Consider the following 12213-nt stretch of genomic DNA (forward strand, 5'->3'; position numbering starts at 1 on the left):
GTCACTCAAATCCGCAGGTCAGTCGGCAAGCCGTCTTGTTCAATCTCTGAAGCCTTGAGGGGGCCGCCGGTTTCGGGACCGCCCCCAGGCTTCGCTACATCAGGGCGAGCGATTAGCGTCGCTTGGCCATTTCGTTGATGAAGCGATCAAACAGTGGCGCTACGTCGTTCGGGCCAGGGCTGGCTTCAGGGTGACCCTGGAAGCTGAAGGCGCTCTTGTCGGTACGCTCGATACCTTGCAGGGTGCCGTCGAACAGCGATTTGTGGATCGCCCGAACGTTGCCTGGCAGGGTCGCTTCGTCTACCGCAAAACCGTGGTTCTGGCTGGTGATCATCACCACACCGCTGTCCAGATCCTGAACCGGGTGGTTTGCACCGTGGTGGCCGTGGCCCATTTTCAGGGTCTTGGCGCCGGAGGCCAGAGCCAGCAGTTGGTGGCCGAGGCAGATACCGAATACCGGGATCTCGGTTTCCAGCACGTCTTTAATGGCCTGGATCGCGTAATCGCATGGCTCAGGGTCACCCGGGCCGTTGGACAGGAACACGCCGTCCGGCTTCAGAGCCAGAACGTCAGCCGCCGGCGTTTGAGCTGGCACCACGGTCACGCGGCAACCGCGCTCGACCAGCATGCGCAGGATGTTCAGCTTGACGCCGTAGTCGTAGGCAACCACGTGATATGGCAGATCGGAAGCGTCGATGGTCGCGTGGCTGTCGGTCTTCAAGTCCCAGACAGTCGAGCGCCACTCGTACTTCTCTTTGGTGCTGACGACTTTCGCCAGGTCCATGCCTTTGAGGCCAGGGAAGCCCTGGGCAGCGGCGATGGCGGCTTCTTCGGAAATGTTGTCACCGGCCATGATGCAGCCGTTCTGCGCGCCTTTCTCACGCAGGATGCGTGTCAGGCGACGAGTGTCGATACCGGCGATTGCCACGACATTATTGGCTTTCAGGTAGTCGGACAGAGACATCGTGTTGCGCCAGTTGCTCGCAACCAGTGGCAGGTCACGGATGACCAGGCCAGCGGACCAGACGCGATCGGACTCGGCGTCTTCCGGCGTAGTACCAGTGTTGCCGATGTGCGGGTAAGTCAGGGTAACGATCTGTTGGGCGTAGGAAGGATCGGTAAGGATTTCCTGATAGCCGGTCATTGCGGTGTTGAACACCACCTCACCAACGGTTTGTCCGTCGGCTCCAATGGCTTCGCCGCGAAAAATGCTGCCATCAGCAAGGGCGAGTATGGCTGGCTTAGTCAAGAAGACCTCCCGTAAATAAAGCCTGAAAGGGCGATCGCAGGTTGTAAAAAAGCGGAGTGACGTATGGACACGTCACCCCGCTTCTTCATCGAATTATTCTGCGCGCTTTTAGTGGACACACTAAAGCTGTAGCTTACAGAAAAAGGCATTTTTGGTCTACCGCCAATGAGCCCTAAAGGCCGGAGAATGCGACAGGACGTCGCTTGGCGGTTTAAAACCGGGCTCAAAGGCTATGTTTGAACCCGGTTTCGGCTGCATCTTAACGCAGGTCGAGCACGTCTTGCATGTCGTAGAGGCCTGGCTCACGACCGTCCAGCCACAAAGCCGCACGTACCGCACCCTTGGCGAAGGTCATACGACTGGATGCCTTGTGCGTGATTTCCAGTCGCTCGCCCTCGCAGGCGAACAGCACCGTATGATCACCGACCACATCACCACCGCGAACAGTCGCAAAGCCGATCGTTTCACGCTCACGCGCACCGGTGTGACCTTCACGCCCATAGACCGCAACCTTCTGCAGATCACGATCCAGCGCATTGGCGATTACTTCACCCATGCGCAGCGCCGTGCCCGAAGGCGCATCGATCTTGTGCCGATGGTGAGCCTCGATGATTTCGATATCCGCATCATCACCCAGCACGCGCGCAGCCATGTCGAGAAGCTTCAGCGACAGGTTTACACCGACGCTGAAATTGGCCGCGAACACGATAGGAATATCCTTGCCCGCCTCGGCCAGCAACTGCTTCTGCGCAGCGTCCAATCCTGTCGTGCCGATCACCATGGCCTTGCCCGCCTTACGGCAGAAAGCCAGGTTTTTCAGCATGACTTCCGGGAGCGTGAAGTCGATCAACACGTCGAACTCATCGGCCACCGAATCCAGACTACCGGACAGCGGCACACCAATACGCCCCAACGAGGCCAGCTCGCCGGCATCCACGCCAATCAGCGTACTGCCGGGACGCACGATGGCGGCGGTCAGACCGGTCAGCGGCGCGCGCTGCTGCACCGCCTCGACCAGGATCTTGCCCATGCGGCCGGCGGCACCCATCACAGCTATACGTCGCATGCTCACTCCTTACAAATCGCCGAAGAAGCGCTTCACGCCTTCGAACCAACCAGTGGTTTTCGGCGAATGACTGTTGTCGTCCGCCAGGGAGCTGCGGAACTCTTCCAGCAATTCGCGCTGGCGACGACCCAGGTTGACCGGGGTTTCGACCGCCACACGGCACATCAGGTCGCCAGCGCCGCCGCCACGAACCGGCGCAACGCCTTTGCCGCGAACACGGAACTGCTTGCCGGTCTGAGTCCCCTCAGGGATCTTCAGCTTGACCCGACCATCAAGGGTCGGAATCTCCAGCTCGCCGCCCAACGCTGCGTCGACGAAGCTGATCGGCACTTCGCAGAACAGGTGCTTGCCATCACGCTGGAAGATCGCGTGCTCACGCACATTGATCACCACGTACAGATCGCCGGTCGGACCACCCTGCGCGCCTGCTTCGCCTTCGCCGGACAGACGAATACGGTCACCGGTATCGACACCGGCCGGCACTTTGACGGAAAGCGTCTTGTACTCTTCGACACGACCTTCGCCGTGGCAGGAATCGCACGGATCGGAAATGATCTTGCCCTGGCCATGGCAACGCGGGCAGGTCTGCTGCACCGAGAAGAAGCCTTGCTGCATGCGTACCTGACCGATACCGCCACACGTCGGGCAGGTGACCGGCGAGGAGCCTTTCTTGGCGCCCGAGCCATCACACGGCTTGCAGTTGACCAGTGTCGGAACACGGATATTCACGGTTGTGCCGCGCACCGCTTCTTCCAGGTTCAACTCCAGCGTGTAACGCAGGTCGCTGCCACGCTGCGCGCCGCCACGGGAGCCGCCGCGACCGCCACCGAAGAAGTCACTGAAGACATCGCCAAAGATATCGGAGAAGTTCTGGCCACCAAAACCGGCACCGCCGCCACCCATGCTCGGGTCGACACCGGCATGACCGTATTGGTCATAGGCCGCGCGCTTGCTGGAATCGGACAGCACTTCGTAGGCCTCGTTGGCCTCCTTGAACATATCTTCCGACGCTTTGTCATCGGGATTACGGTCCGGGTGGTGCTTCATCGCCAGGCGGCGGTAGGCCTTTTTCAGGTCTGCTTCGCTTGAGCCACGCTCAACACCCAATACTTCGTAATAGTCACGCTTTGCCATAAGTCTTTGCACTCTTAAGGACGTTCGACAAACCTCTCCTGAGCCTCGTCAAACTCGTTGAGCCCCAATACAGGCCCGGACCCAACTCACGTCAATTCAACGATCCTGGTCTTTGATTCGATGCGGCACTTTCGGCGCGGAAAGCAGGAGCATCCCCGGCCATGCCACCAACACGCGAGCGTTGTCGCATGCTGTAAAAATTCGCTAACTCCAGACACGCCAACGCGGGAGCAAGCTCCCGCGCGGCGACATCCTACCAGTCACCGCCTGAAGGCAGTCAACCGGGCGACCAACAACTTACTTGTGGTCTTTAACTTCTTCGAACTCAGCGTCGACGACGTCGTCAGCTTTTTCAGCCGCTTCGCCTTTCGGTGCCGCGCCTTCAGCTGGCTGAGCCTGCTCGGCATACATTTTCTGAGCCACTGGCGCGGAGACCTTGGACAGCTCTTCAACCTTGGCTTCGATCGCAGCCTTGTCGTCGCCTTTAACAGCGGCCTCCAGGGCAACGACTGCCGCTTCGATTGCAGTCTTCTCTTCAGCGCTCACCTTGTCGCCAGCATCAGCGACCATTTTGCGAGTCGAGTGAACCAGTGCGTCACCCTGGTTACGAGCGCTCGCCAGCTCTTCGAACTTGCGGTCTTCTTCAGCATTCAGTTCAGCGTCGCGAACCATCTGCTGAATTTCGTCCTCGGACAGACCGGAGTTGGCCTTGATCACGATCGACTGAGTCTTGCCGGTAGCCTTGTCTTTGGCGCCTACGTGCAGAATGCCGTTGGCGTCGATGTCGAAGGTCACTTCGATTTGTGGCACGCCACGTGGAGCCGGTGGAATCTCGGCCAGATCGAACTTGCCCAGGGACTTGTTCTGTGCGGCTTGCTTACGCTCACCTTGCAGCACGTGAATGGTCACGGCGCTCTGGTTGTCGTCAGCGGTCGAGAACACTTGCGATTTCTTGGTAGGAATCGTGGTGTTTTTCTCGATCAGCGCAGTCATCACGCCACCCATGGTTTCGATACCCAGGGTCAGCGGGCTGACGTCGAGCAGCAGAACGTCTTTCACGTCACCGGCCAATACAGCGCCCTGGATCGCAGCACCCATGGCAACAGCTTCGTCCGGGTTAACGTCTTTACGAGCTTCTTTACCGAAGAAGTCGGAAACAGCTTTCTGCACCATCGGCATACGGGTCTGACCGCCGACCAGAATCACGTCGTCGATCTTGCTGACATCGATACCGGCGTCTTTCATCGCGATGCGGCAAGGTTCGATGGTGCGCTGAACCAGGTCTTCCACCAGCGCTTCGAGCTTGGCGCGGGAGATTTTCACGTTCAAGTGCTTAGGACCGGTAGCGTCTGCAGTGATGTACGGCAGGTTCACGTCGGTCGACTGGCTCGAGGACAGTTCGATCTTGGCTTTCTCGGCAGCTTCTTTCAGGCGTTGCATGGCCAGCGGATCACCCTTGAGGTTCATGCCGCTTTCTTTCTTGAATTCGTCGACGAGGTAGTCGATCAGGCGAATGTCAAAGTCTTCACCGCCCAGGAAGGTGTCGCCGTTGGTGGCCAACACTTCGAACTGGTGCTCGCCATCGACTTCAGCGATCTCGATAACGGAAACGTCGAAAGTACCGCCACCCAAGTCGTAAACGATCACAGTGTGATCGCCCTTGGCCTTGTCCATACCGTAGGCCAGTGCGGCTGCGGTTGGTTCGTTGATGATGCGTTTTACGTCCAGGCCCGCGATGCGGCCGGCGTCTTTGGTGGCTTGACGCTGGCTGTCGTTGAAGTAGGCCGGAACGGTGATCACCGCTTCGGTCACAGGCTCGCCGAGGTAGTCTTCGGCGGTCTTCTTCATTTTCTTCAGAATTTCAGCCGAGATTTGTGGCGGTGCCATTTTCTGGCCGTTCACTTCAACCCAGGCGTCGCTGTTGTCAGCCTTGACGATCTTGTAAGGGACCATCTGGATGTCTTTCTGTACGACTTCTTCGTCGAAACGACGACCGATCAGACGCTTCACCGCGTACAGGGTGTTATGCGGATTGGTCACTGCCTGACGCTTGGCCGACTGGCCAACCAGGATTTCGCCATCGTTGGCATAAGCGATGATCGACGGCGTGGTACGCGCGCCTTCAGCGTTTTCAATAACTTTGGCCTTGCCGTTTTCCAGCACGGAGACGCAGGAGTTGGTAGTCCCCAGGTCGATACCGATAATTTTGCCCATGTTCACTCTCCCGAAACTTTGGATTTGGATGCCGCAGTAGTGGTGGCTGACTGCGGTAGCACTTAAACGCTTGACTTCTAAATGGGGGCCTTGCGGCTAATTTCAAGCCTGCTCGTCAATCGAAGGCGAAACCGGTGCAGGTGCCTTGCTGACCACGACCATGGCCGGGCGCAGCAGGCGACCGTGGAGCTGATAGCCCTTCTGAAACACCTTGAGCACGCTGTTTGGCTCGACGTCGGCGCTTTCCTGCATGGCCATCGCCTGATGATGCGAGGCATTGAAAGGTTCGCCTTCAGGATCGATGGCTTCCAGGTGATAGCGCTTCAGGGTGTCCTGGAACATTTTCAGGGTCAGCTCGATCCCTTCGCGCATCGAACGAATGTTTTCGTCGTCAGGGCTGGACAGCTCCAGGCCGCGCTCCAGGCTGTCAATGATCGGCAGCAGGTCGCCTGCGAATTTTTCCAGGGCGAACTTGTGAGCCTTTTCAACGTCCTGATCGGCACGACGGCGGACGTTCTGCAGATCGGCGGCTACACGCAAAGCCTGATCCTGCGCACCAGCCAATTGCTCTTCGAGCACTTGTACACGAGCCGCCAGGTCTTCACCCGAAGCCTCGGGGGTCTGGTTGGCGTCTAGATTTTGCGTATCCACTGTCTGTTCGTCAGCCATAGATTTCTCCTTCCAATATCGTCCGCGAGCTCAACTCACGCTTCTGCCCCGGTATATGGGGTCGCAAAATTCAGCTTCAAGGGCTATCCGATGATTAACCCTACAAAAAACAACTGCTTTGTCATTCCCAGGCGCACTAAGGATTTCTTTCAATCAAGCAAATCGACCTAAGCGGGGGCATTGTCAGCCAGAAACAAAACACTGTATAAATAACCAGACCTAAAGCCTGGGAGCGGCCTTCATGCTGGTGCACCTGTCCGTACACAACTACGCCATCGTTGAACATCTCGATCTCGAACTCGATCGCGGGATGAGCGTGATCACAGGGGAAACCGGCGCCGGCAAGTCGATCATGCTCGACGCCCTCGGCCTGACCCTGGGCGATCGCGCCGACAGCGGCGTAGTCCGCCCGGGGGCCGACAAGGCCGACATCCTGGCCACCTTCGACCTGATCGACATCCCTGAAGCCAGCGCCTGGCTGGCCGAACGCGACCTCGAGAACGACGGCCCGTGCATTCTGCGCCGCGTGATCACCGCTGAAGGGCGTTCGCGCGGCTATATCAATGGCACCCCCTGCCCTCTCGGCGACCTGAAGGCCCTGGGCGAGTTGCTGATCGATATCCACAGCCAGCACGAACACCAATCCCTGCTCAAAACCGATACCCATCGCCGCCTGCTCGACGAGTACGCCGGCGCCACGGACCTTGCCCGTCAGGTGCAACTGGCCGCCCAACGCTGGCGCCAGACCCGTCAGGAGCTGGAACGCCTCTCCAACTCCGGCGACGAACAGCGCGCTCGTCATCAGTTGCTCAGCTATCAACTCGAAGAACTGGAAAACCTCGGCCTCGGCGAAAGCGAGCTGGAGCAACTGGAGCAGGAACACAAGAACCTGACCAACGCCGAAACCTTGCTGGGCATTTGTCGGCAAGTGGTCGAACAATGCAGCGAAAGTGATTCCGGCAATGTATTGAACGCACTGACCGCCAGCCTCAATCGCCTATCGAGCGTGAACAATTCGATCGGCGCCCTGGGTGAAGCCAGCAACCTGCTGACCAGCGCGCAGATTCAGGTTGAAGAAGCGGTGGGCGAATTGAACCGTTTTCTCGACAATTTCGACGCAGACCCGGCACGCCTTCAATACCTGGAAGAGCGCCTCGATGCGATCTACACCCTGGCTCGCAAACACCGCATCCAGCCGACCGAGGTCGCCGAGATGCAACAGAAGCTACTCGACGAAATCGAAACCCTGAATGCCAACGATGAATCCATCGAACGCCTGGGCGATGAGCTGGCCTCCTACGCCCGTCATTATCAGGAGAAGGCTCGGGAATTGAGCGACCTGCGCCATCAAGCATCGAGCAGCCTGGCCAGCGCCGTGGAGCAGGAAATCCAGCGCCTGGGCATGCCCGGCGGCCGCTTCACCATCGAACTGCGCCCCAACAGCAGCGATGAACTGCTGCCCAACGGGCTAGAACAAGTGGAACTGCTGGTGAGCGCCAACCCAGGGCAACCGCTGAAAGCCCTGGCAAAAGTGGCATCGGGGGGCGAGCTGTCGCGTATAAGCCTGGCGATTCAGGTGATCACCGCACAGACCTCCCGCGTACCGACGCTGGTGTTCGACGAAGTGGACGTAGGTATTGGCGGCCCGACCGCCGAGATTGTCGGCCAGTTGCTGCGACGCCTCGGGGAGCGCGGGCAGGTTCTGACCGTGACGCACTTGCCGCAAGTGGCGGCGCAGGGGCATCAACATCTATTTGTGCACAAGGTCCGCGGTGAAGATGCCACGCACACAGCCGTCTCCAAGCTGAGCAAGAATGATCGTGTCGAAGAAGTGGCACGGATGCTCGGCGGCATCGACCTCACCAAGGAGTCCCTGGCTCACGCGAAGAAAATGGTTGTTACCGCGAAAATCTAAGAAGGGCAGAAAGCACGAAGGCGACCCTGAGGTCGCCTTCGTTCGTTTCGCGAACCTGAAGTTCGCGCGACATGCTTACTTTTTCTTGCGCACGTACAGTACAAGATTGTGATCGACCATCTCGAAGCCATACTTGTCGACGATTGCTTTCTGCAGCCGCTCGATTTCTTCGTCGAAGAATTCGATCACTTCACTGGTCTCGACGTTGACCATATGGTCGTGATGCTTGCCGTCGTCCAGTTCGAAGACCGCATGGCCTCCGTCGAAGTTGTGCCGCACCACAAGGCCAGCTGCCTCGAACTGGGTCAGAACACGGTAAACCGTGGCCAGACCGACGTCCTCACCAGCCTCCATCAGTGCTTTGTAGACGTCCTCGGCACTCATGTGGCGTTGCTCGGCGGAATCGAGCATTTGCAGAATTTTGACCCGTGGAAGGGTCACTTTGAGGCCGGCTTTGCGTAGTTCGCTATTTTCAACCATGGTCAGCTTTCTCGCGATGCTGCTTCGCAGCTTCTCTTAATGCGGGTATGATCGGCGTTTACGTTGTCCCAGCCAAGATAGTGGAAGTCGCCCACCGATGCAAAACACCAAGCTCTTGCTAACCAGTTTCACCTTTGTGGGACTGCTCGCACTCGCCGGTTGTTCATTCCCCGGGGTTTACAAAATCGACATCCAGCAGGGCAATGTCGTCACGCAGGACATGATAGACCAGTTGCGCCCGGGAATGACCCGTCGGCAAGTACGGTTTATCATGGGCAACCCTCTGTTGACCGACACGTTCCATGCCGATCGCTGGGATTACCTGTATAGCCTGCAACCCGGTGGCGGTGAACGCCAACAGGAACGCATTAGCGTTATCTTCAACCCAAATGACCAACTTGTCAGCCTCTCTGGCGATTTCATGCCAGGCGTGAGCCGCGACGAGGCCATTCTCGGCAAGGACAGCGGCACTACCGTGACCGCGCCGGCAGGAAACGCCGAGAAGCCGAAGCCAGAAAAACCGGTCAAGCCAGGCTCGCTGCTGGACCAGATCCAGAAGGACGTGGACAACGTAGAAACTGTCCCGGTCCCGACTCCAGAACCGCTGGAAACCTCGCCGCAATAATTTGCGACGCAATAAAAACCCCGGCATGTCCGGGGTTTTTATTGTCTGGCGTTTAATCGAATCACTGATTCCGGGCTTTGGCCTCGGCCGCCTTGGCTGCACGCAACCGCCGAACTTCTTTTGGATCGGCGAGCAACGGCCGGTAAACCTCGATGCGATCCCCTTCCTGAACCTGGCGAGTGGCCGGATCAGCGATCACTTTGCCAAAGATCCCGACCGGGCAACTGGCCAGATCAAGCTCCGGGAATTCGTCATTCAGGCCCGATTTGAACAACGCATCCCGCACCGTCGCACCCACCGGCACCGTTACGCTCAGCAGCACCTGACGATCAACGGCGGCATACACCACCTCGACCTTGATCACGGCCTCAACCATGCATTTGCTTCGCACGCTGGCAGAATGCGTCCATCAACGTATTCGCCGCCTGATTAAACAAAGGCCCCAACGTCGCACGCACCAGCGGCCCGGAGTAGTCGAACGACAGGTCCAGACTGATCTTGCAGGCCTTCTCGCCCAACGGTTTGAACACCCAGACGCCGTGCAACTGGCTGAACGGACCTTCCTCGAGGTTCATTTCGATCGAACGCCCGGGCACCAGGGTATTACGCGTTACGAAATGCTGACTAAGCCCACCCTTGGCCACACCGACGCTGGCGCGCATGAACTCGGGAGAGCTTTCCAGAATTTCGGTCGATGAGCACCACGGCAGGAATTCCGGATAGCGGGCCACGTCGTTGACCAGGTCGTAAAGCGCTTGCGCCGGATACGGCAGCAGGGCCGAACGTTGAATGTGTGTCGTCATGTCAGCGTTACTTCCACAGCTGTGCGGCAAACACTACAAGAATGCCGATGGGCGCCACATAGCGCATCAAAAACAGGGACAGGGCGAACAGTACTGGGCTGCGGATCGACAACTCGTCGCGCACCGCTTCACGCCCCATCACCCAGCCCGCAAACACCACGAAACACAAACCACCGAGTGGCAGCATGATCCGCGAGGTGAAGAAGTCGATCACACCAAAGAAGTCCAGGCCTCCGGCCGCCCCCCATTGGTAGAGATGGAACATCCCGCCTTCGTTCACGAAAAACTTGGCTTCCTTCCAGATATTGAAAGAAAACACGGTACCCAGGCCCACGAACCAGCAGGTGAATGCCAGCCAGAAGGTGACCCAGGCGCGGCTGATTTTCGTGCGTTCAACCAGGTAAGCCACCATCGGTTCGAGCAGGGAAATCGCCGAACTCCAGGCCGCAATCGCCACCAGTACGAAGAACACTACGCCCATCAACTGGCCGAACGCTACGTTACCGAAGGCGAATGGCAGGCTGACGAACATCAGGCCTGGGCCTTCGCTCGGGTTCAGGCCGGCAGCGAACACAATCGGAAACAATGCCAGACCGGCCAACAGCGAAACGAAGGTGTCGAGCAACGCCACACCGACGACGGTTCCGGAAATCGACGAGTGCTTCGGCATGTAGGCGCCGTAGATCATGATCGAGCCGACACCCACGCTCAGAGAGAAGAACGCGTGCCCCATGGCCGGCAGCAAGCCATCAAGCACCTTGTCCGGGTGGAAGTCGAACATGAAATGCACGCCCTCCATGAAGTGGCCGGTGGTCATGCTGTAACCCAGCAGGACAATCACCATCACGAACAGCAACGGCATCATGATCCGCAGGCTGCGCTCCAGCCCGGCGACCACCCCCTTGGCGATCACCACTGCCGACAACAGCATGAAAATCGTGTGCCAAAGTGTCAGGCGCCATGGGTCGGCGATCACATTACCGAAGTATGCGCCGACCTGATCAGCCGTCACGCCCCGAAAGTCGCCACGGCCCATGTCGATGATGTAATCCAGCGACCAACCGCCAACCACACTATAGAAAGACAGAATCAGCAACGCCGTGATCATCCCGGCAAAGGCGCCCCAGGACCACTTCGCCGAATGCCCCGCGTCCAGCGCCAGAACCTTCAAGGCATTGGCCGGGCTCTGCCGCGCGCGCCGGCCGATCAGGGTTTCGGCCAGCATGACGGGCATACCGATCAGCGCGATGCAGGCCAGGAACATCAGCACGAAGGCCCCGCCGCCATAGACGCCAACCATATAAGGGAATTTCCAGATACTCCCCAAACCCACGGCCGAACCGGTCGCGGCGAGTATGAAGACCCAGCGGCTAGCCCAACTGCCGTGGACAGAAACCTTGTCTGTCGACATCGTTATCACGCCCAAGCGTTCAAAAAAGAGGCCGCATTGTCCGGGATTCAATCAACCTGCTCAAGCACGTAGCGTCACCGTAGCCGACTCGCGCGCAACTCCCTATAATGCCGCCCCTATGGCTAAACAGAAGAAACACCCAACAGGGACCATCGCGCAAAATAAAAAGGCGCGACACGATTACTTCATCGAACATCGGTTCGAGGCTGGTCTGGTCCTGGCCGGCTGGGAAGTAAAAAGTCTGCGGGCAAGCAAGCTGCAACTGGTTGACAGTTACGTACTGCTCAAAGATGGCGAAGCCTGGCTGCTCGGCAGCCACATTACGCCTCTGACGACGGCCAGCACCCACGTTATCGCTGATCCGACCCGCACCCGAAAATTGCTGCTCAATCGGCGCGAGCTGGAGAAGCTGGCCGCTGCCGTGCAGCAAAAAGGTTACGCCTGCGTATGCCTGTCCTGGTACTGGAGCAAGCACATGGTCAAGTGCGAGATCGCTCTGGGCAAGGGCAAGAAGGAATACGACAAGCGTGATACCGAACGCGAACGCGATGCCGGCCGTGAATTGCAGCGTGCGGTGCGGAACAAGGGCAAGGAAGATTAATTTTCCTGCCTGATCGCGGCTTTTGTGGCGAGGGAGCTTGCTCCCG

12 protein-coding genes are annotated in these 12213 nt (G+C 58.4%); 3 read left to right on the plus strand and 9 right to left on the minus strand.

Annotated features, from left to right (window positions below):
* Nucleotides 1-112: 112 nt before the first annotated feature.
* From carA to grpE, 5 genes are all read right to left on the minus strand, one after another.
* Nucleotides 113-1249, minus strand: coding sequence for a glutamine-hydrolyzing carbamoyl-phosphate synthase small subunit (gene carA / locus AC07V0_RS23350; protein WP_018929479.1), 1137 nt, complete (start codon nucleotides 1247-1249; stop codon nucleotides 113-115).
* Nucleotides 1250-1508: 259 nt separating this feature from the next.
* Complete coding sequence (gene dapB / locus AC07V0_RS23355) at nucleotides 1509-2315, minus strand: 4-hydroxy-tetrahydrodipicolinate reductase (protein ID WP_026286671.1); 807 nt, start codon at nucleotides 2313-2315, stop codon at nucleotides 1509-1511.
* 9 nt (nucleotides 2316-2324) lie between these two features.
* Nucleotides 2325-3449: a molecular chaperone DnaJ gene (dnaJ, locus tag AC07V0_RS23360; RefSeq protein ID WP_018929477.1), complete on the minus strand. Its 1125-nt coding sequence runs from the start codon at nucleotides 3447-3449 to the stop codon at nucleotides 2325-2327.
* Nucleotides 3450-3746: 297 nt separating this feature from the next.
* Entirely contained in the window at nucleotides 3747-5663 is a 1917-nt protein-coding gene (gene dnaK, locus AC07V0_RS23365) for a molecular chaperone DnaK (protein ID WP_018929476.1), read from the minus strand.
* Between the two features lie 102 nt (nucleotides 5664-5765).
* Entirely contained in the window at nucleotides 5766-6332 is a 567-nt protein-coding gene (grpE, locus tag AC07V0_RS23370) for a nucleotide exchange factor GrpE (RefSeq protein WP_018929475.1), read from the minus strand.
* Nucleotides 6333-6573: 241 nt separating this feature from the next.
* On the opposite strand from grpE, the gene recN reads away from it, so the two are divergent.
* Nucleotides 6574-8247 (plus strand): DNA repair protein RecN, encoded by a 1674-nt coding sequence (gene recN / locus AC07V0_RS23375; protein WP_018929474.1) that lies wholly within the window; start codon nucleotides 6574-6576, stop codon nucleotides 8245-8247.
* A 75-nt stretch (nucleotides 8248-8322) separates the two neighbouring features.
* Here recN and fur read toward each other — a convergent pair whose 3' ends face one another.
* Entirely contained in the window at nucleotides 8323-8727 is a 405-nt protein-coding gene (fur, locus tag AC07V0_RS23380) for a ferric iron uptake transcriptional regulator (RefSeq protein WP_003197684.1), read from the minus strand.
* A 97-nt stretch (nucleotides 8728-8824) separates the two neighbouring features.
* Here fur and AC07V0_RS23385 point away from each other — a divergent pair, with 97 nt between their 5' ends.
* Entirely contained in the window at nucleotides 8825-9352 is a 528-nt protein-coding gene (locus tag AC07V0_RS23385; RefSeq protein ID WP_018929473.1) for an outer membrane protein assembly factor BamE, read from the plus strand.
* A gap of 61 nt (nucleotides 9353-9413) precedes the next feature.
* On the opposite strand, the gene AC07V0_RS23390 is transcribed toward AC07V0_RS23385, so the two are convergent.
* The 3 genes from AC07V0_RS23390 to AC07V0_RS23400 are packed head-to-tail and all read right to left on the minus strand — an operon-like array spanning nucleotide 9414 to nucleotide 11566.
* Complete coding sequence (locus AC07V0_RS23390; RefSeq protein ID WP_495019961.1) at nucleotides 9414-9728, minus strand: RnfH family protein; 315 nt, start codon at nucleotides 9726-9728, stop codon at nucleotides 9414-9416.
* Nucleotides 9721-10155 carry a type II toxin-antitoxin system RatA family toxin gene (locus AC07V0_RS23395; protein ID WP_007933502.1) on the minus strand — a complete coding sequence of 145 codons (435 nt, stop codon included), beginning with the start codon at nucleotides 10153-10155 and terminating at the stop codon, nucleotides 9721-9723. Before AC07V0_RS23395 ends, AC07V0_RS23390 begins: the two co-directional genes overlap by 8 nt.
* A 7-nt stretch (nucleotides 10156-10162) precedes the next feature.
* Entirely contained in the window at nucleotides 10163-11566 is a 1404-nt protein-coding gene (locus tag AC07V0_RS23400; protein WP_019582460.1) for a sodium-dependent transporter, read from the minus strand.
* A 118-nt stretch (nucleotides 11567-11684) separates the two neighbouring features.
* Here AC07V0_RS23400 and smpB point away from each other — a divergent pair, with 118 nt between their 5' ends.
* On the plus strand, nucleotides 11685-12167 hold the full coding sequence (gene smpB, locus AC07V0_RS23405) for an SsrA-binding protein SmpB (protein ID WP_018929470.1): 483 nt from the start codon (nucleotides 11685-11687) through the stop codon (nucleotides 12165-12167).
* Nucleotides 12168-12213 lie beyond the last annotated feature (46 nt).

The sequence above is a fragment of the Pseudomonas sp. GW821-FHT01E10 genome, from assembly GCF_059422365.1.

Excerpts from the sequence above, each read along its gene's own strand:
- dapB (WP_026286671.1), bottom strand. The coding sequence starts at position 2,315 with ATGCGACGTATAGCTGTGATGGGTGCCGCCGGCCGCATGGGCAAGATC.
- dnaJ (WP_018929477.1), bottom strand. The coding sequence starts at position 3,449 with ATGGCAAAGCGTGACTATTACGAAGTATTGGGTGTTGAGCGTGGCTCA.
- dnaK (WP_018929476.1), bottom strand. The coding sequence starts at position 5,663 with ATGGGCAAAATTATCGGTATCGACCTGGGGACTACCAACTCCTGCGTC.
- grpE (WP_018929475.1), bottom strand. The coding sequence starts at position 6,332 with ATGGCTGACGAACAGACAGTGGATACGCAAAATCTAGACGCCAACCAG.
- recN (WP_018929474.1), top strand. The coding sequence starts at position 6,574 with ATGCTGGTGCACCTGTCCGTACACAACTACGCCATCGTTGAACATCTC.
- fur (WP_003197684.1), bottom strand. The coding sequence starts at position 8,727 with ATGGTTGAAAATAGCGAACTACGCAAAGCCGGCCTCAAAGTGACCCTT.
- AC07V0_RS23385 (WP_018929473.1), top strand. The coding sequence starts at position 8,825 with ATGCAAAACACCAAGCTCTTGCTAACCAGTTTCACCTTTGTGGGACTG.
- AC07V0_RS23390 (WP_495019961.1), bottom strand. The coding sequence starts at position 9,728 with ATGGTTGAGGCCGTGATCAAGGTCGAGGTGGTGTATGCCGCCGTTGAT.
- AC07V0_RS23395 (WP_007933502.1), bottom strand. The coding sequence starts at position 10,155 with ATGACGACACACATTCAACGTTCGGCCCTGCTGCCGTATCCGGCGCAA.
- AC07V0_RS23400 (WP_019582460.1), bottom strand. The coding sequence starts at position 11,566 with ATGTCGACAGACAAGGTTTCTGTCCACGGCAGTTGGGCTAGCCGCTGG.
- smpB (WP_018929470.1), top strand. The coding sequence starts at position 11,685 with ATGGCTAAACAGAAGAAACACCCAACAGGGACCATCGCGCAAAATAAA.